The organism is Halopseudomonas pelagia, from assembly GCF_009497895.1.
GTDB classification, from domain to species: Bacteria; Pseudomonadota; Gammaproteobacteria; order Pseudomonadales; family Pseudomonadaceae; genus Halopseudomonas; species Halopseudomonas pelagia_A.
Window position 1 is genome coordinate 2,612,453 of sequence record NZ_CP033116.1, and the last position, 22,963, is coordinate 2,635,415.

General features: G+C 58.1%; 20 protein-coding genes. 12 read left to right on the forward strand and 8 right to left on the reverse strand.

Annotated features, from left to right (window positions below; translation table 11 throughout):
* Positions 1–8: 8 nt before the first annotated feature.
* Positions 9–890 carry an ethanolamine ammonia-lyase subunit EutC gene (gene eutC, locus EAO82_RS12275; protein ID WP_096344902.1) on the reverse strand — a complete coding sequence of 294 codons (882 nt, stop codon included), beginning with the start codon at positions 888–890 and terminating at the stop codon, positions 9–11.
* Complete coding sequence (locus EAO82_RS12280; RefSeq protein ID WP_096344903.1) at positions 883–2,295, reverse strand: ethanolamine ammonia-lyase subunit EutB; 1,413 nt, start codon at positions 2,293–2,295, stop codon at positions 883–885. The genes eutC and EAO82_RS12280 overlap by 8 nt, the downstream gene beginning before the upstream one ends.
* Positions 2,296–2,514: 219 nt before the next feature.
* On the opposite strand from EAO82_RS12280, the gene EAO82_RS12285 reads away from it, so the two are divergent.
* Both EAO82_RS12285 and EAO82_RS12290 read left to right on the forward strand, forming a co-directional pair.
* On the forward strand, positions 2,515–3,495 hold the full coding sequence (locus EAO82_RS12285) for a helix-turn-helix domain-containing protein (protein WP_096344904.1): 981 nt from the start codon (positions 2,515–2,517) through the stop codon (positions 3,493–3,495).
* 71 nt (positions 3,496–3,566) lie between these two features.
* Positions 3,567–3,734, forward strand: a complete 168-nt coding sequence (locus EAO82_RS12290) for a hypothetical protein (protein ID WP_153274291.1) — start codon at positions 3,567–3,569, stop codon at positions 3,732–3,734.
* 85 nt (positions 3,735–3,819) lie between these two features.
* Here EAO82_RS12290 and EAO82_RS12295 read toward each other — a convergent pair whose 3' ends face one another.
* Both EAO82_RS12295 and EAO82_RS12300 read right to left on the reverse strand, forming a co-directional pair.
* Positions 3,820–4,416 carry a hypothetical protein gene (locus EAO82_RS12295; RefSeq protein WP_143520255.1) on the reverse strand — a complete coding sequence of 199 codons (597 nt, stop codon included), beginning with the start codon at positions 4,414–4,416 and terminating at the stop codon, positions 3,820–3,822.
* A gap of 162 nt (positions 4,417–4,578) precedes the next feature.
* Positions 4,579–6,501, reverse strand: coding sequence for a methyl-accepting chemotaxis protein (locus EAO82_RS12300; protein ID WP_096344906.1), 1,923 nt, complete (start codon positions 6,499–6,501; stop codon positions 4,579–4,581).
* A gap of 149 nt (positions 6,502–6,650) precedes the next feature.
* Between EAO82_RS12300 and EAO82_RS12305 the strand changes: the two genes are divergently transcribed.
* Complete coding sequence (locus EAO82_RS12305; RefSeq protein WP_096344907.1) at positions 6,651–7,550, forward strand: neutral zinc metallopeptidase; 900 nt, start codon at positions 6,651–6,653, stop codon at positions 7,548–7,550.
* Here EAO82_RS12305 and EAO82_RS12310 read toward each other — a convergent pair.
* Both EAO82_RS12310 and EAO82_RS12315 read right to left on the reverse strand, forming a co-directional pair.
* Positions 7,534–9,834 carry an ATP-dependent DNA helicase gene (locus EAO82_RS12310; RefSeq protein ID WP_096344908.1) on the reverse strand — a complete coding sequence of 767 codons (2,301 nt, stop codon included), beginning with the start codon at positions 9,832–9,834 and terminating at the stop codon, positions 7,534–7,536. The genes EAO82_RS12305 and EAO82_RS12310 overlap by 17 nt on opposite strands.
* The gene (locus EAO82_RS12315) at positions 9,831–11,477 is read right to left on the reverse strand and encodes a VRR-NUC domain-containing protein (protein ID WP_096344909.1); all 1,647 of its coding nucleotides are present in this window, start codon (positions 11,475–11,477) and stop codon (positions 9,831–9,833) included. The genes EAO82_RS12310 and EAO82_RS12315 overlap by 4 nt, the downstream gene beginning before the upstream one ends.
* Before the next feature lie 176 nt (positions 11,478–11,653).
* On the opposite strand from EAO82_RS12315, the gene EAO82_RS12320 reads away from it, so the two are divergent.
* A complete protein-coding gene (locus EAO82_RS12320) occupies positions 11,654–12,676 on the forward strand; it encodes a DUF4105 domain-containing protein (protein WP_231703202.1) in 1,023 nt (340 codons plus the stop codon).
* Between the two features lie 38 nt (positions 12,677–12,714).
* The gene (locus EAO82_RS12325) at positions 12,715–13,092 is read left to right on the forward strand and encodes a hypothetical protein (protein WP_096344910.1); all 378 of its coding nucleotides are present in this window, start codon (positions 12,715–12,717) and stop codon (positions 13,090–13,092) included.
* A gap of 25 nt (positions 13,093–13,117) precedes the next feature.
* Here EAO82_RS12325 and EAO82_RS12330 read toward each other — a convergent pair whose 3' ends face one another.
* Positions 13,118–14,179, reverse strand: a complete 1,062-nt coding sequence (locus EAO82_RS12330) for an AI-2E family transporter (protein ID WP_096344911.1) — start codon at positions 14,177–14,179, stop codon at positions 13,118–13,120.
* A gap of 114 nt (positions 14,180–14,293) precedes the next feature.
* Positions 14,294–15,949, reverse strand: a complete 1,656-nt coding sequence (locus EAO82_RS12335) for a long-chain fatty acid--CoA ligase (RefSeq protein WP_096344912.1) — start codon at positions 15,947–15,949, stop codon at positions 14,294–14,296.
* Positions 15,950–16,219: 270 nt separating this feature from the next.
* On the opposite strand from EAO82_RS12335, the gene EAO82_RS12340 reads away from it, so the two are divergent.
* From EAO82_RS12340 to EAO82_RS12370, 7 genes are all read left to right on the forward strand, one after another.
* Entirely contained in the window at positions 16,220–16,372 is a 153-nt protein-coding gene (locus tag EAO82_RS12340) for a hypothetical protein (RefSeq protein WP_153274292.1), read from the forward strand.
* 96 nt (positions 16,373–16,468) lie between these two features.
* Positions 16,469–16,912, forward strand: coding sequence for a nucleoside deaminase (locus EAO82_RS12345; protein WP_096344913.1), 444 nt, complete (start codon positions 16,469–16,471; stop codon positions 16,910–16,912).
* 68 nt (positions 16,913–16,980) lie between these two features.
* Positions 16,981–17,490 carry a TRAP transporter small permease subunit gene (locus tag EAO82_RS12350; RefSeq protein ID WP_096344914.1) on the forward strand — a complete coding sequence of 170 codons (510 nt, stop codon included), beginning with the start codon at positions 16,981–16,983 and terminating at the stop codon, positions 17,488–17,490.
* Positions 17,487–18,812 carry a TRAP transporter large permease subunit gene (locus EAO82_RS12355; RefSeq protein ID WP_096344915.1) on the forward strand — a complete coding sequence of 442 codons (1,326 nt, stop codon included), beginning with the start codon at positions 17,487–17,489 and terminating at the stop codon, positions 18,810–18,812. The genes EAO82_RS12350 and EAO82_RS12355 overlap by 4 nt, the downstream gene beginning before the upstream one ends.
* A 129-nt stretch (positions 18,813–18,941) precedes the next feature.
* Complete coding sequence (locus tag EAO82_RS12360) at positions 18,942–19,991, forward strand: TRAP transporter substrate-binding protein (protein ID WP_096344916.1); 1,050 nt, start codon at positions 18,942–18,944, stop codon at positions 19,989–19,991.
* A gap of 180 nt (positions 19,992–20,171) precedes the next feature.
* Positions 20,172–21,545 carry a glutamine synthetase family protein gene (locus EAO82_RS12365; protein ID WP_096347728.1) on the forward strand — a complete coding sequence of 458 codons (1,374 nt, stop codon included), beginning with the start codon at positions 20,172–20,174 and terminating at the stop codon, positions 21,543–21,545.
* A 25-nt stretch (positions 21,546–21,570) separates the two neighbouring features.
* Positions 21,571–22,959, forward strand: coding sequence for an aldehyde dehydrogenase family protein (locus EAO82_RS12370; protein WP_096347727.1), 1,389 nt, complete (start codon positions 21,571–21,573; stop codon positions 22,957–22,959).
* Positions 22,960–22,963 lie beyond the last annotated feature (4 nt).

Sequence of the window (22,963 nt, forward strand, 5' to 3'; positions counted from 1 at the left end):
GGACGGTTTTAGTTGGTCAGAAAGTTGCTGTTTTTATGGTGTTGATGCTCGATAACCTGGGACTCGCTGCGGTCCTTGAGCTTGACGCCGGACAGGCCCAGCCGCCGGGCTTCCTGCAGCAGATAGAGCGTGCGTTGCGCGGCCTCGGTATAGCTCTGGCCGGCGGGGCGAATATTGGAAATGCAATTGCGCGCAGCGTCGTTCAGCCCCTTGCGCGGGCCCCAGGTGAGATACAGGCCGAGGCTGTCCGGTGAGCTGAGACCGGGGCGTTCACCCACCAGCACCAGCACGGCATCGGCGCCAAGACGCTCGCCAATCTCGTCGGCGATGGCCACGCGACCCTGTTCGACAATGCAGAGCGAGTTGATCTGCCAGCCGGTCTGGGTATCCGCTGCCAGCTCGATGCACAGGGCCTGCAGAAAGGGCGCGGCATTCTGTTGCACGGCATGGGCCGATAACCCGTCAACGATGACAACTGCCAGTTGACGGCCGTGGTGGCCAGTCGTGGCGGCGGAAGGCAGTTTCGCCAGCGACGCCTGATCCAACTGCCGCCCAAGATCCGGGCGCTGCAGATAGGCCGCACGGTCAGAAGCCTGGCTTGAAAGTTGATAGGGTGCGCTGGCGGGTAATCCATCGATCCCCTGAATTTGTTCACACAGTGACGTGATATTCAGCGGCATATGCACCGCGTCTTTTGCCCGGGCATGGGCTAACTGAAAGGCCAGTAGCTCATTGGTTGGCAGGCTGATGCCGGTGCGGCCAAGGCCGATGCGCGCATCGGTGAACTCACGCAAGCGGCGCCAAGGGTTGTGCACTACGCCGGTGTAGTGCTCGATGCTGGTAGTCGCCGGTGCTTCGGGTGCATCCACTGTGTCGTCCAGATCACGCATGAGTGGACCCCCTTGGCAGACTCGCCAGCGAACGGCTGAATGCCGGGGGCAACTGGTCATGCAGCACATGCCCCGAGCCGTTCTTGATAATGGCCATGTCGCGCAGCCAGCGCTCGAACTCGGGGGCGGCTGCCAGGCCAAGTACCCGGCGAGCATAGAGCGCGTCGTGGAACGAGGTAGTTTGATAATTGAGCATGATGTCGTCGGAGCCGGGAATGCCCATGATGAACGAGCAGCCGGCCACCCCCAGCAGGGTCAGCAGGTTGTCCATGTCGTTCTGGTCGGCTTCGGCATGGTTGGTGTAGCAGACGTCACAGCCCATCGGCAGGCCGAGCAGCTTGCCGCAGAAGTGATCCTCCAGTCCGGCGCGAATGATTTCCTTGCCGTCGAACAAATACTCGGGGCCGATAAAACCGACCACGGTGTTGATCAAAAGCGGGTCGAAGCGCCGGGCAACGGCATAGGCGCGTGCTTCGCAGGTTTGCTGGTCCAGCCCATGATGGGCGTTGGCCGAGAGTGCGCTGCCCTGGCCGGTCTCGAAATACATCACATTGTTGCCGACCGTGCCGCGCTTGAGCGGCAGCGCCGCCTGCTGGGCCTCCGCCAGAATTGCCAGATCAAAACCAAAGGAGCTGTTGGTGGCTTCGGTACCGCCGATGGACTGGAATACCAGATCGACCGGTGCGCCCAGTTCAATGGCTTCGAGGGTATTGGTCACATGGGTCAGCACGCAGGACTGGGTAGGTATCGCGTACTTTTGGATTACGTCGTCCATCAATTTGAGCAGCTTGACCGTCTGGGACACGTTGTCGGTGGCCGGGTTGATGCCGATCACCGCGTCGCCGCTGCCGTAGAGCAGACCGTCAAGGATGCTGGCGGCGATGCCATTCATGTCGTCGGTCGGGTGGTTCGGCTGCAAGCGAGTGGACAGATGACCAGGAAGGCCGATGGTGTTGCGAAAGGCGGTGGACACATGGCATTTCTTCGCCACCAGAATCAGGTCCTGATTACGCATCAGCTTGCTGACCGCTGCGGCCATTTCTGGCGTGACGCCCATGCGAATGCTCGCCAACATTTCCGGCGTGGCCCGATCACTGAGTAACCAGTTGCGGAAGTCACCCACCGTCAGATGCGCAATGGGCGCAAAGGCGCGTTGATCGTGGCTGTCGATGATCAGCCGGGTGACTTCGTCGCTCTCGTAAGGGACCAGCGCCTCATTGAGGAAGGTCTTCAACGGCAGATCAGCCAACGCCATCTGCGCTACTGCGCGCTCTTCGGCCGACTCGGCGATCACGCCAGCCAGCCGATCGCCGGAACGCGCTGGTGTGGCCTTGGCCATCAACTCAGCCAGGCAGCGAAACTGGTAAGTGGTGCTGCCGAGTACGTAGCGGTAATGCGTGCCCATGTTCTGAATACTCCCGCCGTAGAGGCTCTATTTGGCTAAATAAACACTACGGGAAGGCTCAGAAGGGTCGCTATCAAGTTTTGGCAAATCGTATTGCGCCAATACCGCACTGGACTGTGAATTGCATGAATCCAGGTAGAGCAAACCCGCATTCCAGAGCTTTTTGCCCCAATGGCAGAGCTGGCGGGGGTTAGATACCTATGCGATACGGAGGCAAAGATGCTTTGGGCGCAACCGGATGCACCGCAGGATCGCAGCCGCCCCCAGGCTGCACTAGACAAGTGCATTGCCGAGTCCCGCGATGCGGACCAGCATGCCGGCAACCTGAGCAACTGGCTGCAGGAATATGATCAGCTGGGCGAGGGCGAATTCTACGGGCGCGTTGAAGAACTGACCTTCGATCGCCTGCAGGTGTTCAGCGAACACACCAGCAAGGCACTGCGCCAACAATGTAACGTCTGGCCAAATGCGATCTGGCTCGGTATTCCAGTTGACGAGCAGGGTTGCCGGATCAACGGGCTGCCGGTCAGCGATACCACCATCATGTGCCGCCCGGGCAATCGGGATTTCGAACTGGTGACGCCAGAAACCTTCGATATTCTGGGTATTGTGGTGGACCGCGACCTGTTGCATCGTGCGGCCGATATACAGGGGGTTGCACTACCGGAGAGCCGCCTGGAACAATCGCGCCTGACCCTGCCCGCCGACACCCTGGCAGACTTGCGCTTTGTGCTGAAGCGCTTGATCGGCTCGGCAATGCCGTTGGCAGCGAAAAAGCACTCACAGGATCTGGTGATGATGGCGTTGTTACAAGTACTGCAAGGGGAAGGCCCTGCTCCCGAGCGTATCCCGAGCTATGCTCATCGCAAGGCCGTGGTAGACCGAATCAAAGGCTATATGGCAGCGCATGGCGATGCTCCAGTAACCATGACCGAGCTGTGTGAGCTGGCCCACGTCAGTCGGCGCACCTTACAGTACAGCTTCGAGACCATTCTGGGCATCAGCCCGTTGCGTTTCCTGCGGGTCACTCGCTTGAACCAGGCGCGGCGGGCGTTGGCAGAGGCGGGCTCTGGGCGTACGGTCACAGAAATCTCTGCTGAATTTGGATTCTGGCATGCCGGGCAGTTCGCCAAGGATTACAAGCAACTGTTCGCAGAGAGTCCTTCGGAGACTCTTAGACGCAGCCAGCGCCTCAATTAAAATCGAACTTGCCGCGCGTTGTTGTATCTCATCAGGTAGGCCATCCCATTTTCGGCCTCGGAGAGATAATGATGAGCAATGAACAAAAATTGCCTGGTGAAAAGGGCGTCCCCGACGAGAAGTTTCCCGGCAAGGATCAGGAGAAAGATCTGGAAGGCCCGGTGGAAGGTGATGATCTGGATGTGATCGACGCCGAAAAAATTGGCGAGAACATGGACGAGGTCGAGCGCGGCAAATAATCCCGCTCCGTGTTTTACCAGAAAGTTCTGAAACGAGAAAACCCGCCAAGGCGGGTTTTCTGTTATCTGGGCTGCGGTTGGTCGATCAATAACGCTCTGAGCGCTGCTGACGAATACCGCCACCGTAGTTGCGGTTGTGGTTCTCCCGCGGGCTCTTCTGGTAATACTGCCTTTGCGGTTGCTGGGTAATACGTTCGCGGTTCTGATTCCAGGTTTCCAGTTTTGGAATGCGCTGCGAACGATACTGGCGCTGCTGTGAGCTGTAGTCCGGGCGTTGATACTGCTCATAGCGCTGATGATTGGGCCGCTGATGTTGCGGACGCGGATCACGGTACTTGTTGTACTTGGGTTTTTGCGAATACCGGGGGTGTTGATAGTGCTGCGGCCGCTGCTGATGATAACGCGGCTGCTGGTGTTGATGGCCAGGGTAGTAATTGTACTGCTGTACCTGACCCGTCTGGCCATAGACCCGTGAACCCTGGCTGTATAGCTGACGGTGCGGCTGTTGCACCACGATCACCCGCGGCTGCGATTGATAGGCCTGCGGGTGCTGGACGTACACACCCTGCTTGTAACCACCATGATGCGCAGACTCGCGCGGGCTGGCGTAGGGGTTGTTGGCGCAAGCACTGAGCACCAAGGTTGAAATGCCCACAAGGGCGACACTACGGAGTATGTTCATCTGGCTGTCTCGCTTCGGTCAGACCGCGTGATTACCGGCGTCTGATGCATCCTGCAGCGCGGGGATTATTCATATGACCGCAAAACGAACATAAAAACTGCATTGTAAATGTAACTTTACATAGATTTACTCTGCGTTTGCATCCGCACCACTACAAGGTGCTTACACCTTGTAGTACGCCAACAGGGTGCGCAATTGCTCGGCCAGCTGTGTCAGATTCTGGCTGGCATCCCGAGTCTGAGCGACCAGCTCCCCGTTCTTGAGCGCTTCATCACTGATGCGCAGCACGTTACGGTTGATCTCTTCGGCGACCTGACTTTGCTCCTCAGCCGCACTGGCAATCTCGGTATTGACCTGGTTAATGCGCGAGACCGCGCTCATCACATCCGCGAACGCAGTCCCGGCGCCCTGAGCTGCCGAAGCGTTATTGACTGCTAGATTGCGGTTTTCAGCCATCATGGAAGAAGAGCGCGCGACGCCCTGTTGCACGCGTTCGATCATGCCGCGAATCTGTTCGGTAGATGCTTGCGTGCGCTTGGCTAATGAGCGTACTTCATCGGCGACAACCGCAAAGCCTCGGCCCTGTTCTCCGGCACGGGCGGCTTCAATTGCCGCATTGAGCGCCAATAGGTTGGTCTGGCCGGCAATGTTCACAATCACCTCCAGCACCGAGCCTATGTCGTCGCTGGCTGATGCAAGCTCTTCCATGACGGCCATTGATGCCGAAATTTCCTCTGCCTGATTCTCGATCCTGCCAATCGTTTTTGTCAGCGTATCCTTGCCGTCTAGCGCTTGAGCGCTGGCTTGATTGGCGGCGTCCTCTCCGGTTGCGGCGCTTTGCGCAACACTTTGCGCAGTCAGGCTCATCTCATGCATGGCCGTTGCGACCATTTCGGTTTCCCGGTTCTGCACGCTGATCGACTTGCTGGACTGCTCTGCAACCTGAGCCAGCTCGTTGGCCTGTTGCAGCAGCGTGCTGGAAGAGGCCAAAGCCTCGCGAATGGTATGTTGAATGCGGTCGAGCAGTCGATCGAACGCCCGGGCCAATATGCCGAACTCGTCTTTGTTGAGACTGTTGAAACGCACGGTCAGATCACCATTGCCGTCGGCAATATCCTCAATGGCTTTGATATTGGCGTTCAACGGCCTTGCGACCATCAGGTTCATGAGCACGCCGATGCAGATGGCAAGCACTATTCCGCCGAGGATGATCATGGCAGCAACGGAGAGAGAACTGGCTATGACCTGTTCGCGGATTTCTGCTATTGAATGGCCGGTGATGATTTCATAACCCCAGGGCGCGAAGCTTCGCCGCTCGATATGCCAGTCGTCGCTGTTGCCCTGCACTGCGTCGCTGATCTGAACGTCAGTCAGGTGGTCGGAATGCATTCTGATGTTGCCTTGCGGATCGCGCAGGGCGACAAACCCGGTTTCGAGGATGCGTGCCGCAGAGATGGCCTCGGAAAGCGCACTCAGGTCGGCCGAGTAGCCGACATACCAGATACCTATTGTGCGCCCGCGTGCATCCTTGATCGGCTCATAGCCGGTAAGGTAGGGCTGGCCCAATATGTCGACTTGACCGTAAAAAGCCTGGTCAGAGAGCACAGCCTTGATTGCGGCGCCGTTCGGATCGAGCTGAGTGCCGATGGCCCGCTGGCCATCGCGCAACACATTGGTGGAGACGCGGACGAAATCATCGCCTTGCCTGGAAAACAGCGTAGCGGTGCCACCCATGATGGCGGTCACACCGTCTACCAGATCGAAGCTGTTTGCCTGCTCTACATCACCCAGTAGCAATTGCGGGGCAGAAACCGCGCCCACGCTGACGTTGCCGGCCAGCTCCGCCTCACCAAGCTGGGTGCCACGTTGAATCAGCAGTTGCATGCTGTTCTTGACGCGTTCGCTCATGATGGAATTGGTCAGGCCGAGAAGCCTGATGACTTCTTCCTGGCGGCCGGATGCTTCCGCTTGCGCCAGACTGCTGATCTTGTCTCTTTGCGTAACAGAACTGAGAGCCACTGCGCCGACGACGAAAACCAGCAGCAAGCAGGTCAGTGTAAGAACAAATTTTTTCTGAAGTGTCATGAGTCTTCCATGTCAGACAATGCACCAGGCATCGTTAAAATCGAGTATAGGCGGCTGAGCCAGGGCATGCTTTATACACGTAACGTGCCGCTTTGAATAACAGGCTATGATGCATTCATTACAGGATGGTTTTGACTTGGGGAAGAGACATGGATTGGCGAGGTCGGCGGCAGAGCCGCAATGTGGACGATAGACGTGGCCAGCCTATGCGCGGAGCCGGTGGTGCTGGCGGCGTGCTGTTGCTGCTCAGATTCCTGCCAATGATGCTGCGCAGCAAAATCGGGCGCGTGGTGCTGGTATTGGGCGTGCTGGTGTTTTTTGGCGCACGCCTGCTCGGTATTGACCTGCTTCAGGTCATTGACGGTGGCGCGCCAACCGCTGCTCAGCCGACGCAGGAATTTACCCCCCAGGAGCAGGAGCTGGCCGAGTTTGTGTCCGTGGTGCTGGCGGATACCGAGGATACCTGGAACAACATTTTTGCCGCCTCCGGCGAGCGCTACCAGGAACCACGTCTGGTGCTGTTTTCCAACCGGGTAAATTCAGCCTGCGGTACGGCCAGTTCGGCCGTGGGGCCTTTCTATTGCCCGGCAGACAATCAGGTCTATCTGGACCTGGTGTTTTTCCGTGATCTCAAGTCGCAACTGGGTGCGCCGGGCGACTTTGCCCAGGCTTATGTGATTGCCCATGAAGTGGGTCACCATGTGCAGAATCTGATGGGTATCAGCCAGAAGGTACGTGCTGCTGGTGCTGGCAAAAGCTCAGCGCAGGTCAATGAACTGTCGGTGCGCCAGGAGCTGCAGGCCGATTGCTTTGCCGGTGTGTGGGGCCACAACGCGGATAACCAGCAACTGCTTGATGAGGGCGATCTGGAGGAGGCATTGACCGCGGCGTCGGCCATTGGCGATGACCGCCTGCAACGTCGAGGTGGCGGCGATGTGGTGCCAGACAGCTTTACCCATGGCACGTCCGAGCAACGTATGACCTGGTTCAAGCGCGGCTTTGCCAGCGGTGATGTGGGTCAGTGTGACAGCTTTAGTGCGCAGATTTAGGCGGGGGTAATTGTTGACTGAACTTATATCGGGCCGGGCGCCACCATTGTGGCAGAAGCTCTTTCACCGCCGGTTGGATGTATCGGTCGTCCAGTAAATACACCACTCCCTGGTCGTCGGTAGTTCTGATAACCCTGCCGGCGGCTTGTACCACTTTTTGCAGCCCGGGATAGAGGTAGGTGTAGTTGTAACCATTACCAAACATCGCCTCCATGCGATTGCGGATCTCTTCGTTGATCGGATTGATCTGGGGTAGCCCCAAGGTCGCTATAAAGGCGCCTATCAGCCGGTCCCCGGGCAGGTCAATACCTTCACCAAAGGCGCCGCCCAGTACGGCGAAACCTATTCCCTGGGACTCCAGATGAAATCGCGAAAGGAAATACGAACGCTCGACTTCATTCATGCTGCGCGACTGCGCCCACACCGGGATCTGCGGGTAGTCCTTGGCGAACTGATCCATCGCTTGCTGCAGGTAAGCGTAGCTACTGAAAAATGCCAGATAATTCCCCGGTCGGCGCTGGAACTGGTCGGCCATCAACTGAGCGATGGGCTTCAGGCTGGACTGGCGGTGCAGGTAGCGGGTCGACAGGTTGCTGACGCTGAGCACTTCCAGCTGCTCTGCGGCAAAGGGCGATTCCACATCAATCCATTGGGTGCTTTCGGGCAGCCCTAGCAAGTCAGCATAATAATTGGCCGGGCTCAGAGTGGCGGAAAACAGTGTGGTGCTGTGCGCTGCATTGAAACGTTGAGCCAGGAAAGGCGCAGGCACGACGTTGCGCAGGCACAGAATCGAGGTGGTGCACAGGCTGCTTTCTTCATCGCGGGTAATGTCGAACAGCGAGTGCGGGCCGTAGGCCTCGGCCAGCCGACAGAACAGCATAGCCTGCAGATAGAAGTCCAGCAGCAGCGTGTGGTTACCGGTAGGTTGGTCGGTCAGGTGATCGGTAATGGCGCTGACGCATTTCTGCAACGCGACAACAAACAGATCGGCCACCGCCGGATATACCTGGTAGGGCATGATCTGATCCCGGTGCAACTGCTCCCAGTGCCGGCTGACCCGCTCCAGCGCACCTTTGACCCGCCCCGGTACGATGCGGCTGAGTGCGTGCAAGTCTTCCTGTACCAATTCCGCAGTATACATGCTGCGGCCCCGTTCGATCAGGTTATGCGCTTCATCCACCAGCAGCGTCACTCGCCAACCGTTCAGTTGGGTCAGGCCATAGAGCAGGGCGGTCATGTCGAAATAGTAGTTGTAGTCACAAACCACCACATCGGACCAGCGGCACAGCTCCTGGCTCAGATAATATGGGCAGATCTGATGCGCCAGCGCCACTTGCCGCACTGCTGACTGGTCCAGCCAGTTCAGTTCCACTGCCGCCTGCCGTGCTGCCGGCAGGCGATCAAAAAAGCCCTGAGCCAGTGGGCAGGAGTCACCGTGGCAGGATCTGTCCGGATATTCGCAAGCCTTACTGCGCGCTACATGTTCCAGTACCCGCAACGGCATCGCCGGCTCCTGGCTACGCAGTACCTGCAGGGCATCCAGCCCCAGTTTGCGGCCCGGCGTTTTCGCGGTAAGAAAGAACAGCCGATCGAGCTTCTGCTCCGGAAAGCTTTTCAGTTGTGGAAACAGCGTGCCCAGCGTTTTACCGATCCCGGTGGTGGCCTGGGCCATCAGGCTGTAACCGTCGCGGGCGGCGCGGTATACATTTTCTGCCAGTTGCCGCTGGCCACGGCGAAAATCGGGGTAGGGAAAGCGCAACTTTTCCAGACTCTGGTCGCGGGCTTTGCGATGCGCCGTTTCCTGCTCGGCCCAGGCGATAAACCGGCTGCACAGCAGATCAAAGAAGACTTTCAGGTCCGCAGCGCTGTGCTCTTCGTGAAACACGCTTTCCTGTTGGGTGATGACGTTGAAGTACACCACCGCCAGGTTGATCTCGGTCAGCTCCTGGGCGCTGCATAGCAACCAACCATAGACTTTGGCCTGAGCCCAGTGCAGCAGCCGATGGTTTTGCGGAATGCGCGATATGTCGCCGCGGTGGGTTTTGATCTCCTCCAGCAGATTCTGCTCGGGATCATAACCATCAGCACGGCCTGCCACTTGCAATCCGGGGTATTCACCGCTCAGGGGCAATTCGGCTATATAGCCGGCCGCGCGTCGGGACACGACCGTATGATGCCCGGTAATCCCTTCCTGGGCCGTGGGTGACGGGGTGAAACGGAGGTCCAGATCACCTTCCTTGGCCGTGAATTCGCACAGGGCGCGCACCGCAACGCGATAACTCATGTGTTGGCCCATTGCACGTAGCAGACGTCCACTGGCATGGCGTGCTGTGCGCATACCGCCAACCAGCGGCGCTGGTTGTCCTGCAGCCGATCCCCGGGGCCTTTGACCTCAATCATGCGGTAGCGCTGCTCTGCGGGCCAGAACTGGATCAGATCCGGCATGCCGGTGCGATTGGCTCGAATGTCTGCCAGCAGCCGCTCGAACCAGATGTGCAGATGCGCTGCTGGCAGGCAATGCAGGGCCTGATCCAACAGTGCCTGATCCAGCAAGCCCCAGAACACGAAGGGAGATTGAATGCCGTACTTGTCCTGCCAAGTGCGCCGGATCACGTTGTGATAGTCGCCGGAGCTTAACTGCGCGAAACAGTTATCGAACAGCTCGGCACGTCGCAGCCGAAATTCCGGCTCGTGCAGGTCTACCGGGCCGCTGTGAAACGGATGGAAAAAGGCGCCGGGCAACGGAGCAAAAATGGCGTTCCAGCAGAGCAGGCCGAACAGGCTGTTGATCAGACCGTTCTCCACATAGTGCACGGGGGCGTCTTCGCTATGCAGATGTTCGCGCACGCGGTATTCAACGCTGGACGCGTGGCTCTGCTCGCGTGGTAACAGCAGATCGATTCTGCCTGCAGGCGGTTCAGGCCTGGTTGCCGGCCTGGGCTGCCCGGTTTTGACGGCCAGGCGCTTGATCGCCCGCTCGACCAGTTGCAGCTCGGTATCGCTTTCCGGTGTTTGCCTGGCGGCCAGTGCGAGCCCATGGGCGGCGTGGTAGTCGTGCTGCTTTTCCAGAGTGCGAATCAGCCGTTGCCGAGCACCCGGATGACCGCAGCGCTGGTAAGCCGCGACAGCTTCGGGCATACGCTCTTCGCGCTCCAGCTGCCGGGCAAGCTTGAATAGCAGCCGATTGTGGCGCGAGTTCAAGTAGGCGCTGGCCGGCTCGAAGCCACTCAGTTGCGCCAGAATGTCCTCGATCGGCTCACCAGCGTCAAAAGCGGCCCGGCATTGCCATAGATGCAGGTACTGCTCCACCTCGGCGCGGCTAGCAAAGCCCCGCGATTCCTGAGCAATCGGCACCTGCTCATAGCGGAATATGCCCAGATCAGCCAAGACGAACTCTGCCCAGCTTTGCTCCAGATTACCGAAGAACAGCAGACGCAAGCGCTCGCAGAGCGCATTGATCGTCAGACTGTAGACTGTGTCGTCGACCAGAGGACACCATTGCTGGAGGGTTTTCGGTGCGGGATGATCGCTGCTCAGTAGCGGCAGCAGATCGGCCTTGCTCGGGCTACGCGGCCCAGCCGGCAGATCGAAGGCACGCAGTGCCTCGGATTTACGTAGCAGCGCGAGCACTTCACACAGGTGCAGTTCAGCGTCCGGGCGCACCCAGCCAGTATTGCAAAGCGGTATTGCCGCCTGATGTATGTCACCGATCTCGGCGTAGTTGAGTTTACTGGCACGAAAGTGCTCACCCTTGCGCATGACCATTCTCACCAGCAACGCCTGACTTGACTGAGGCAACTGCTGAAATTCGCGAATAAACCCCAGCTCCTCAGTGCTCAGCAGATCGGCATAGCGCGCCTGCACCCAGAGCAGGGCGGTTAGAAAGTTCTGCAGGTAATAAAACGAAGGGATGCTGGTTTCGGCCATGGCGTGTATTCTACTAGCTATTCATACAGTAGTCTGCCTGGCGGGTACGCGAGCTTCAAGCCCGGCAGTGCGAATACTGGAAACTCGCCCGTGCAGGGCAATCAGAGTAAAGTATCTGCACAAAAATTGTTCACCCAACACAAGCACCATTTGCTGAACTGCCTGAGGTAACCCCATTGCTCACCCTGTTGTTTCTGACCAGCCTGGCGATTCTCCTGAGCAGCCTCTGGGCTGTACTGGCGCTCTGGTTTCAGGCGCCAGGGAGCACCGCGGCGCGGCAGGGGCTGATGATCGGTTGGGGCGTTGCGGTAGTGGCGTTGCTGATACTGCTATGGCAGGGCTGGATATGGCAAAGCCTGGTGGTTTATGTAGTGATGTTCGTGTTGCTGCGCAGGTGGTGGGCCAGCCTCAAACCCTCGAATGACCGCGATTGGGCCGACGATCTGGCGCGCACCACGCATGGCACCATTCAGGATGATCTGGTCACGCTGCACAATGTACGCAACTTCAACTGGCGAACCGAAGACGATTACGACATCTGCTGGGAAACCCGCGAGTACGATCTGAGCCGGCTGCATTCCGTGGATATGACGACCTCCTACTGGGGCTTGCCGGCGATTGCCCATGTGCTGCTGTCCTTCGGATTCGACAATGGCGACTTCGTCGTTTTCTCCGTTGAGATCCGCAAGGAACGCCAGGAGCTGTTTTCGGAAATTGGCGGCTTTTTCAAAAAGTTCGAGCTGAGTATCGTCGCCACCGACGAGCGCGATGCGCTGCGGGTACGTACCAATGTGCGCGGTGAAGACGCCTACCTTTACCATACGCGGCTGACTGACGTGACCGCCCGGCAGCTATTCGTGTCCTTTGTTGAGGAGGCCAACACGCTTGCCGCTACGCCGCGTTTTTATCACAGCATCACTGCCAATTGCACCACGCTGGTGTTCAATATGCTGCGACGGATCATCGGTGGGCTGCCACTCGATGTGCGACTGCTGCTCTCAGGCTATTTGCCGGCCTACGTACAAAAGCATCGGGGTTTGCAGCTGGATTACAGTCTGAAGACACTCAAGCAGCGCGGGCGCATCACCCAGAGCGCGATCGCCGCTGACAAGGCCGAAGACTTCTCATGGCGTATCCGCCAGGGCATCCCCGGATGGGAGCCGGAAACTTTGCCCGGCGGGCAGGCTCCAATCAAATAACCGCACTGAACAGCAACCTGAATAGAGAGCTACTGCCCATGTCCAAATTGTCACTCTGGTTGCTGGCGGGCTTTATGCTGCTGCCTGTCATTGGCAGTGCCCAGGAGGCGCCCCAGGTGTCTGATGATCCTATGCAGATCATTGGCGATCCGACTCTTGACGTGGGTGAACGTATCAGACGCGCTATTGCACTACTCAATAGCATGGCCGACAGCCGTGAAAACGGTGGCGCTCAGGTGGATGCAGACCAGCTGCGTAGCGCGGCTTACATTCTCGGCCAGGCGCCAGATAATGGTGAAGCTTCGGAGCTGGCCGCGCAGGCGGTGATGGCGGCCGAACAGGGGGCGCTGGACGAGGCACTGATATTGGCAGAAAGTGCCGCTGCGCTGTCTCCCTCCTGGGCCCCACCCAACTAGGATTTCTCAGTTACCCGCGGCACGCTCAGCCGTGCAGGCGTTTGACGGAATCACTCATGAGGATGCCGGCCCAGCGCGTCTCGGGGGAGGCGTCCAGCGCCAGCTTGGCGATCATCGTCAATGGCACCGCCAACAACATGCCTATTGGTCCGAACACGTAGCCCCAGATCAGCAGCGACACCAGTACGATGAGTGGAGAAATCCCCAGGCTGGTGCCCATCAGGCGCGGCTCGATAATACTGCCGATGGCAGTATTGACGGCGACATACAGGGCAAGCACCAGCAGGCCGTCAACGATCCCCATACCCATAAAGGCAATAATCACCGCTGGAATAGCAGCGATGATCGAGCCTATGGTAGGGATGAAGTTCAGTAGTCCGGCGACAATTCCCCACAGCACAGCAAAGTCCACACCCATGAAAGCCAGTGCTATGCCGACGATCAAGCCGGTGGCCGTACTCGCGGCCGTCTTGATCAGCAGGTAGCGGTACACCGAGCGCAGAAAGCGACGAGCTCTGACCCGGGCTCTACGGCGACTGGGAAAGGCCGCGTTGAGTTTGTCCGACAGATAGCGCTCTTCAAGCAACAGGAACATGAACGCCAGCAGCACCAGCAGCGTGCTGGCCGTAAATTGCCCAAGTCCGCCGGCGACACCCCGCGCTATCCCGGTAATGGTTGCGGTCGCAGGCAAGGGCAGGGTGCTGGGTAACAGTTCGCGGGGCAGGCCACGCGCGGCGAGCATCTCGCGCAGCTCGATCAGCCAGCCGTTGAACCTGGCCTGATACAGGGGCGCCTGGGAGGCCATGCTTTCGGCGGCATCCTTGAGCGCCAGAAACAGCAGGAAGAAGGTCAAACCAACGACGGAGAACAGCACCAGCACCGCCAATGGGCCTGGCAGTCTGTGTCTTTGCATCCAGTTCAACGGCGGCGCACAGATAATCGCCAAAAAGGCGGCCAGCAAAAAGGGCGTGACGATATGCCCGATCGCCTTGAGCCCGCCCAGCACAATAACCAGAGCGGCGGCACCAAGGAGCCATTGGACGCCGGAGGAAACGCCTTTAAGGGGAGCAGGTGTCAAGGAATGCATGGGTGGCCTGTAGACAAGATAACGAGCGCTACCGGCGCTAGGGCCGGTAGCAATGCGTCATCATAATGGGTATCGGCGCCGGACTGTAGCGCCTGGAAGGGAAATTAACCGCTTTTAACTATCCGCCCATTCCTGTTCCTGGAGCGTGCGCCAGAGAATCTTGCCGGTAGGCGACTTGGGCAAGGCATCAGTGAAGGTTACCTGCTTGGGGCACTTGTAGGCCGACATGTTGGCCTGACACCAGTTGATGATCTCCTCCTCGGTGGCCTGCTGCCCTGCGGCCAACACGATAACTGCCTTGGTGGTCTCACCGCGCCGGGTGTCCGGGGCTGAGATCACGCAGACTTCCTGTACCGCCGGGTGGCCGTAGAGCAGGGATTCAACCTCCGCCGGCCAGACCTTGAAGCCGGCAGCGTTGATCATGCGTTTGACCCGGTCAACCAGAAAGAAATAGCCCTCTTCGTCGTAGTGGCCCAGATCGCCGGTGCGGAAAAAGCGCTTGCCCTGCAGCTCGACAAAGGCTTCTTCGGTGGCCTCGGGGCGCTTCCAGTAACCCTGAAACAGTTGCTCGCCTTGCACCACGATCTCGCCGGTCACATCCGGGCCGACTTCTTCCAGCGTATCGAGATTGATCACGCGCGAATCCACGCCGATGATCGGAATGCCCAGGCACTGCGGCTTGGGCGCATGGTAGGGGTTCATATGGGTAGCGCTGATGGTTTCCGACAGGCCGTAACCTTCGGCATATTCCAGCCCGGTTTTGAGCCTGAGCTTCTCCGCAACCGCCAGGGGCATGGCTGCGCCGCCGCCGCCGATCGCTTTGAGACTAGTGATGTTGTATTGATCGATATCCGGATCCGAGAGGAGGTCCACGACCATGGTGGAAATATTACGCCAGCTGGTGATGCCGTGGTTTTCGATCAGTTGCGCCGCGACCTTGCGATCCCAGCGGGTCATGACCACCTGAGTGCCACCGATAAAGATCGAGCTGTTCATGCACACCTGCATGCCGGTGACGTGGAACATCGGCACGGAGACCAATTGCACGCTGTTGTGCTGGGCGTTACCCCATACCGAGCAGTACACGGTGGTGGCCATGACACTGCGGTGGGTATGCACGCAGCCTTTGGGGTTGCCGGTCGTGCCGGAGCTGTAAGGAATAACACAAAGATCATCCGGGCCTGCGGTCAAGGGACCAGGTGCATGATTGGCAGCCAGGGTCTTTTGCCAGTCGGTCACGCCGGGTAGTGCGGGTATGGACGCTGGCAGCTTGACTGCTTCGGGCAAATCAATGCTGGTTGGCTCACGGACATATTCGCTGTAGGCGCTGGTAATCACTTCACGCAGGCCGCGCTGGCCGACCAGCGGGGCGATGTTGTCGAGCAGCTCCAGACCACAGAGCGCGACTTCCGCCTCGGTATCTTCCAGCAGGTATTCCAGTTCGGCTTTGCGGTTCATCGGGTTGACCGGGATGACCACGGCGTTGGCACGCAGGATGGCGTAGAAACCGATAACAAACTGCGGGCTGTTCTGCATATACAGCAACACCCGATCACCGGCCTTGACGCCTGCCTGCTGGAGGTAGCCGGCCAGGGCCTGGGCCTGCTGGTCTAGCTCTCTATAGGTCAAAGTAGAGCCGTAATAGATGATCGCGGGGTGATCCGGGTAACGCAACGCCGATACGGTGAGGTTACTGTAGAGGGAGGTTTGCGGCAGTTCCAGATCATGCGGAACGGAAACGGGCCATACGGCGTAATGGCGGTCGAACATGGAGTGAGGTTCCTCTCTTGTTGTGGCTGCAGCCGCTCTTGGGCTCTGCTGAACATATGCTGGAAAAGATTCTATGAAAGATTTCTGGCTGACGCGGATCAATCCTTGCGCAGCCAATCAGCGTTATACTTGATTCATGACTCGTCGACTGTCGCTACCATTACTCTTTCTGTTGTTAATTGTTACTCAGATACCTTGCCAGCCACCGAAGACCTGATTTCTCATGCAGATTTAATGTGATGTAATTAATCAGATAGCTGGAGCAAGTCCATGAATATAAAGACGATCTATATGCTGACAATATTGTTGCCTGGGATGGTTTCTGCTCAAGTGGTAAGCGCTGATACCTCGCTTGAGCACGCCGACCACGGTGCACATCCGGAGCAAAGCCATCCGCCGCTAGACGCACATTCGCAGCACTGATTCACATCACCATTACAACGCTCCGGTACTGCTGGACAAGGATATTGCCGGGGCTTGGTTTTGACCTGCCGTTTCCCTCAACCTGGAGAATCAAACATGGATCCTTTTATGCGCGCGACCATCGATGAGGCCCGTGCTGGCCTGGCCGAGGGCGGAATACCGATCGGCTCGGTGCTGGTTCACAACGGCAAGATCATCGGCCATGGGCATAACCGCCGTGTTCAGCATGGCAGTGCCATTTTGCATGGCGAAATGGATGCGCTGGAGAACGCCGGGCGATTGCCGGCCTCGGTGTATAGCGAATCGGTGCTCTATACCACGCTGTCGCCCTGCGCGATGTGCAGCGGCGCGATTCTGCTGTATGGCATTCCCAGGGTGGTGATTGGCGAGAATCAAACCTTTATGGGTGAAGAACAACTGCTGCGTGAGCGCGGTGTTGTTGTCGAGGTATTGCAGAACGACGAATGCATAGCGCTGATGCGCGAGTTTATACAGGCGAGCTCGGAACTCTGGAATGAGGATATCGGCGAGGAGAGATAGGTATTTATTAGCGTTAACTGAAAGCTCGTCTATATTTTTGTAATACGTTCTTTACGACGAGTTGCTTCATGCCCAGGACGATTCGGATGTTCGTGCAAGCAGTGGATGCTATGAACCGGTTTATTGGCCGGTGCGCGATGTATCTGATTTTCGTCATGATGGCCGTGTTGTTGTACTCCTCCATCAGCAAAACCTTCTTTAATCCCTCGATCTGGACCCTGGAAGTCGCGCAATTTTTGATGGTTGCCTACTTCCTGCTGGGCGGCGCCTATTCAATGCAGCTGGACGGCCATGTGCGCATGGACCTGCTGTACAGCAAATGGTCACCTCGGACCAAAGGCGCGGTGGATGCGGTCACCGTGCTGTTGTTGATGTTCTACCTGTTCTGGCTGCTGTATGGCGGCATTTCTTCCACCCAGTATGCGTTGCAATACAACGAAACCAGCTATTCAGCCTGGTCCCCACGCATGGCGCCGATCAAGATCATCATGTGCATTGGTGTCGCGATGATGATCCTGCAGACGCTGGCCACGCTGTGTCGCGATATCGCCGAGGCGCGCGGGGTTCCGCTGGAATGAGCTACAACGTCATAGCGCTGTTGATGTTCTCCAGCATGATGCTGCTGTTGTTGACCGGCAAGCGGGTATTCGGCGCTATAGGTTTTGTCGCGGTGGCCGCAGCCTTGTTGTTGTGGGGCGATGGCGGATCTGAAATCGCCTTCAGTGCGGCGATGAAGTTGATGAAATGGTACCCGCTGCTGACGCTACCGTTATTCGTTTATATGGGCTACATGCTCTCCGAATCAGGGTTGGCCGAAGACCTGTATCGCATGTTTCACGTGTGGATGGGCCCGGTTCACGGCGGCCTGGCGATCGGCACCATCGGTTTGATGGTGGCCATCTCGGCCATGAATGGCCTGAGCGTGGCGGGTATGGCGATTGGCGCCAGTATTGCGCTACCCGAGCTGCTGCGCCGCGGCTATGACAAGATCATGGTCACCGGGGTAATCCAGGCCGGCAGTTCCCTGGGGATTCTGATTCCGCCCAGTGTGGTGCTGGTGCTCTACGGCATGATTGCCCGCCAGCCGGTAGGCCAGTTGTGGCTGGCGGGGGTATTTCCGGGGCTGATGATGGCCGGCCTGTTTGTACTGTATATCGCCATTCGTTGCCGCCTGCAGCCGCAGCTGGGGCCGGCGCTGCCTGAAGAGGAGCGCCGGCAGATTACCCGCGCAGACAAATTCAAGTTGCTGCAGGCGGGCATCATTCCGGTGTTTATCTTTTTCTCCATGACCGGGCTGTTTCTGCTCGGTTACACCAGTCTGGTCGAGAGCTCTGCTGTGGGCGCTGCTGCAGCGACTTTGGCCGCTTTGCTGAAAGGTCGGCTGACGCGCAAAGTAATGGAAGAGACGCTGCGCAAAACGCTGGCGATCAGTTGCATGTTCATGTGGATCATCCTCGCGGCGCTGTGTTTTGGCGCCGTGTTCGATGGTCTCGGCGCGGTGCGCGCAATCGAGTCGCTGTTTCTCGACAATCTGGGTTTGGGCCCCTGGCAGGTGCTGATATTGATGCAGCTGTCCTTCATCATCATGGGCATGTTCCTGGACGACACGGCGATGCTGGTAATTGTCGCGCCGCTGTATATCCCGTTGGTGGGCGCGCTGGGCTTCGACCTGATCTGGTACGGCGTGCTTTATACCATCACCTGCCAGATCGCCTATATGACGCCACCCTTTGGTTACAATCTGTTCCTGATGCGCGCCATGGCGCCGCCAGAGGTGACGCTGCGGGACATTTACGTCTCGGTTACGCCCTTCGTGCTGATCATGGTGCTGGCCTTGGTACTGGTGATGATTTTCCCGCAGATTGCGCTGTGGTTGCCGGAGCTGCATTACGCCCGGTAGCCAGGTTTATCGAACTAACAGCCGGCTCCGATTGAGCCGGCTTCAAGGAACACTGCTCCGACCATGCTGGCCGTTGCAGGGTAATGCGGTTGTTGGAAAACAAAATCGACATTAAAGGGAGTGACCAGCATGAGTTCAAGACGCAATTTTCTAAAGAACGCGGCTATCGGAGCGGTAGGCGCCTCGACGCTGGGCAGCGCGCATATCTACGCCCAGGAAAACAAAAAGATCACCTGGCGACTGCAGACCTACGCTGGCCCGGCGCTGGCCGAACACGTAATCAAACCATCCATCGATGCCTTCAACAAGGCAGCCAACGGCGAGATGGAAATCGAACTGTATTTTGCCGATCAGTTGGTGCCCACCGGCGAGCTGTTCCGGGCGATGCAGCGCGGTACTATTGATGCGGTGCAGAGCGATGATGATTCCATTGCCGCGCCGGTGGATGTGTCGGTATTTGGCGGCTATTTTCCTTTCGCTTCGCGTTACAGCCTGGACGTACCGGTACTGTTCGAGAAGTACGGCCTGAAGGAAATCTGGGAAGAGGCTTATGGCGAAGTGGAAGGCGTAACCTGGCTGGGCGCCGGGGCCTGGGACCCGTGCAACTTTGCCACGGTGAAGCCAATCAACTCGCTGGAGGATCTCAAGGGTAAGCGCATCTTCACCTTCCCGACGGCAGGCAAGTTTCTCTCGCGTTTCGGCGTGGTGCCGGTGACGCTGCCCTGGGAAGACGTGGAAGTGGCCATGCAGACCGGTGAGCTTGACGGTATCGCCTGGTCCGGTATTACCGAGGATTACACCGTGGGTTGGGCCGATGTGACCAACTACTTCCTGACCAATAATATCTCCGGCGCCTGGTGTGGCTCCTACTTCGCCAACGAAGAAAAATGGAACGAGGTGCCGGAGCATCTGAAAACCCTGTTCCGCCTGTGCATGGACAGCTCGAACTATTACCGGCAGCACTGGTACTGGGGCGGCGAAGCTGATCTGCGGGTGAACGGCAGCAAGTTGCAGCTGACCACAATACCCGATGCCGAATGGGCTACAGTTGAACAGGAGGCCATGAAGTTCTGGGACGAAATCGCCAAGACCAGCCCCCGCTGCGCCAAGGTGGTAGAGATTTTCAAGCAGTACAACGCGCTGATGGCCAAGGCGGGCACGCCGTATCGCTGCGGCTGAAGCTTGATGACCCTGGTTGATGCCCCTGCTTCTTGTCCCTGTAGGAGCGCCCGCCTGGTCGCGAAGGCTTTGACTCCGCTTCGCGACCAGGCGGGCGCTCCCACAAAGACCAGCGTTGCCATGGGCGAAAAGCTGTACACAAAAGCTGGATAACAATAAAAACATCCGCTGGAGATTGAAATGCTCAAACCGCGGGAAGTCAAAACCGTCGAAGATGCCAAGCGCATTGTCGAGGAGCGTGGGATCAGCCACGTAAAGGTCGGGCTGTTCGATAATGACGGCGTCATGCGCGGAAAGTACATGAGCCGAGAAAAGTTCTTTTCCTCGCTTGAACACGGTTTTGCCTTCTGCGATGTGGTGCTGGGCTGGGACGTCAAGGATCAGCTCTACGACAACGCCAGCTATACCGGCTGGCACACCGGTTACCCGGACGCGCCGGTACGCATTCTTCCCGCCAGTTGCCGGGATATTCCCTTTGAAGACGGCATGCTGCTGTTTCTTGCCGAGTTTGATAAGCAGGCCGAAGCGGTCTGCCCACGCGGTACTTTGCGTCGCGTGATCGAGCGCTGCCAGGAGATGGGTTTTGAACCCTACGCAGCGCTTGAATATGAATTCTTCATGTTCAACGAAACGCCTGAATCGGCACGGGCCAAGGGTTTTCGCGACCTGATCCCCTATACCCCGGACTGGTTCGGTTATTCGATGATACGCAATTCGGTACACGCTGAGCTGTATCACCAGATTCTCGACATGTCCGAAGCCATGGACTTTCCGATCGAAGGCCTGCACACCGAAACCGGCCCCGGGGTATTGGAGGCGGCGATAGCGGTGGATCACGCCGAAGCGGCTGCGGACAAGGCGGCGCTGTTCAAGACGTTCATGAAAGTACTGGCCCAGCGTCAGGGCATGATGGCCACGTTCATGGCCAAATGGTCTGGCAAGTATCCGGGGCAGAGCGGCCATATTCACGTTTCATTGAGAGATAAAAATACAGATAAATCAGCGTTTTATGACGCCAATGAAAAGCACTGCATGAGCAAGATTCAGCGCCAGTTTCTCGCCGGCCAGCAGCGCCTGATGCCGGAAATGCTGTGCATGGTGGCGCCGACGTTGAATAGCTACCGGCGAATGATTCCGGGTTACTGGGCGCCGACGGATGCGACCTGGGGCGTGGAGAATCGCACCGCTGCGTTGCGCGTGATTCCCGGCAGCGACAAATCCCAGCGCCAGGAGTATCGCCTAGGCGCTGCGGACGGTAACCCGTATCTGGCACTCTCGGTGGCGCTGGCGTCGGGCCTGTACGGGATCATGCATGAGTGGGAACCCGGTGAGCCGGTGGAGGGCAACGCCTATGACATCAAGCATCCACCTGAGCTGGCCCTGCCCAGAACGCTGTGGGACGCGGCGCAGCGGTTGCGTGCATCGGATGCGGCGCGCGAACTGTTTGGCGATGCCTTCGTTGAACATTTTGCTGCCAGCCGCGAGTGGGAGGAGCGCGAATATCGCCGGCATGTAAGTGATTGGGAGCTGGATCGGTATTTTGAAATCATCTGATTTACAGCCTGTCCAGGAGCATCAAATGAGCAAAACCCTGCAAACCATCTCTCCAATCGACGGCTCGGTCTACGTAGAACGACCTCTGGCGACCGAGGAGCAGATCAATGAAGCCCTGGACCTTGCCATTAAAGCCCAGCGCCGCTGGAAAACCACGCCATTGCGTGAGCGACTGGAGATAGTTCGCCAGGCTATAGCTGCTTTCAGCGCCAGAGAGTCAGTACTTGCAGAGGAACTGTGCTGGATGATGGGCCGGCCAATTCGTTATGCGGCGGGCGAAATCAAAGGCTATGTGGAGCGCGCCACCTATATGGCTGATATCGCCGAAACGGCCCTGGCGGATATCGAATTGCCGGAGAAGGCCGGGTTCAAACGCTTTATTCGTCGTGAGCCACTCGGCGTGTCGCTGATCATTGCGCCGTGGAATTTTCCTTACCTGACCGCCGTCAACGCCGTGGTGCCGGCGATTCTGGCGGGCAATGCGGTGCTGCTCAAGCATTCGGCACAAACGCCGCTGTGCGCCGAGCGGATGGTCGCGTCCTTTGCCGAAGCAGGCCTGCCTGAAGGGGTCTTTCAATATCTGCATATGAGCCACGCGGACACGCAGGCACTGATTTCACGACCAGGTATTGCCCACGTTGCCTTTACCGGTTCAGTCGCCGGCGGCGAGATGGTAGAAAAGGCGGCGGCGGGGCGCTTTATCGCTAGCGGTCTGGAGCTGGGCGGCAAAGACCCGGCTTATGTGCGCGCCGATGCGGATCTGGCCCACGCGGTGGAAACACTGGTGGATGGCGCCTTTTTCAATTCCGGCCAGTCCTGTTGTGGTATCGAGCGCATTTACGTGCACGAGGATTTGCACGATGAGTTTGTCGAACTGGTGGTCGCGTTAGTACGCCAGTACAAGCTGGGCCGCTCGGACGATCCGGAAACCACCCTGGGGCCAGTGGTGCGCCCGGAAGCGGCGGCGTTCATACGTGCTCAAATCGCCGAAGCGGTTGCCCAGGGCGCTGAAGCGCATATTGATGCCGACGAGTTTCCGCTAAGCCGCTCCGGTAGTGCCTACCTGGCACCGCAGGTGCTGACCGGGGTCAATCATGGCATGCGGATAATGACTGAGGAATCCTTTGGCCCGGTGGTAGGAATACAGAAGGTCAGCAGCGACGCAGAAGCTGTGGCCTTCATGAACGACAGTGAATACGGCCTGACTGCCGCGATTTTCAGCCAGGACGTAGATGCGTCTCTGGCGATAGCGGACCGGCTGCAGACGGGGACGGTTTTCCTTAATCGTTGCGATTATCTGGATCCGGCGTTGGCCTGGACCGGGGTGAAAAACTCTGGCCGGGGCTGTACCTTGTCCAGTGTCGGCTATGAATATGTCACCCGACCTAAATCCTTTCACTTCAAGATTCTGTAGGAGC

Excerpts from the sequence above, each read along its gene's own strand:
- EAO82_RS12370 (WP_096347727.1), top strand. The coding sequence starts at position 21,571 with ATGAGCAAAACCCTGCAAACCATCTCTCCAATCGACGGCTCGGTCTAC.
- eutC (WP_096344902.1), bottom strand. The coding sequence starts at position 890 with ATGCGTGATCTGGACGACACAGTGGATGCACCCGAAGCACCGGCGACT.
- EAO82_RS12290 (WP_153274291.1), top strand. The coding sequence starts at position 3,567 with ATGAGCAATGAACAAAAATTGCCTGGTGAAAAGGGCGTCCCCGACGAG.
- EAO82_RS12280 (WP_096344903.1), bottom strand. The coding sequence starts at position 2,295 with ATGGGCACGCATTACCGCTACGTACTCGGCAGCACCACTTACCAGTTT.
- EAO82_RS12330 (WP_096344911.1), bottom strand. The coding sequence starts at position 14,179 with ATGCATTCCTTGACACCTGCTCCCCTTAAAGGCGTTTCCTCCGGCGTC.
- EAO82_RS12345 (WP_096344913.1), top strand. The coding sequence starts at position 16,469 with ATGGATCCTTTTATGCGCGCGACCATCGATGAGGCCCGTGCTGGCCTG.
- EAO82_RS12350 (WP_096344914.1), top strand. The coding sequence starts at position 16,981 with ATGCCCAGGACGATTCGGATGTTCGTGCAAGCAGTGGATGCTATGAAC.
- EAO82_RS12305 (WP_096344907.1), top strand. The coding sequence starts at position 6,651 with ATGGATTGGCGAGGTCGGCGGCAGAGCCGCAATGTGGACGATAGACGT.
- EAO82_RS12310 (WP_096344908.1), bottom strand. The coding sequence starts at position 9,834 with ATGAGTTATCGCGTTGCGGTGCGCGCCCTGTGCGAATTCACGGCCAAG.
- EAO82_RS12355 (WP_096344915.1), top strand. The coding sequence starts at position 17,487 with ATGAGCTACAACGTCATAGCGCTGTTGATGTTCTCCAGCATGATGCTG.
- EAO82_RS12300 (WP_096344906.1), bottom strand. The coding sequence starts at position 6,501 with ATGACACTTCAGAAAAAATTTGTTCTTACACTGACCTGCTTGCTGCTG.
- EAO82_RS12360 (WP_096344916.1), top strand. The coding sequence starts at position 18,942 with ATGAGTTCAAGACGCAATTTTCTAAAGAACGCGGCTATCGGAGCGGTA.
- EAO82_RS12340 (WP_153274292.1), top strand. The coding sequence starts at position 16,220 with ATGAATATAAAGACGATCTATATGCTGACAATATTGTTGCCTGGGATG.
- EAO82_RS12335 (WP_096344912.1), bottom strand. The coding sequence starts at position 15,949 with ATGTTCGACCGCCATTACGCCGTATGGCCCGTTTCCGTTCCGCATGAT.
- EAO82_RS12325 (WP_096344910.1), top strand. The coding sequence starts at position 12,715 with ATGTCCAAATTGTCACTCTGGTTGCTGGCGGGCTTTATGCTGCTGCCT.
- EAO82_RS12365 (WP_096347728.1), top strand. The coding sequence starts at position 20,172 with ATGCTCAAACCGCGGGAAGTCAAAACCGTCGAAGATGCCAAGCGCATT.
- EAO82_RS12285 (WP_096344904.1), top strand. The coding sequence starts at position 2,515 with ATGCTTTGGGCGCAACCGGATGCACCGCAGGATCGCAGCCGCCCCCAG.
- EAO82_RS12315 (WP_096344909.1), bottom strand. The coding sequence starts at position 11,477 with ATGGCCGAAACCAGCATCCCTTCGTTTTATTACCTGCAGAACTTTCTA.
- EAO82_RS12295 (WP_143520255.1), bottom strand. The coding sequence starts at position 4,416 with ATGAACATACTCCGTAGTGTCGCCCTTGTGGGCATTTCAACCTTGGTG.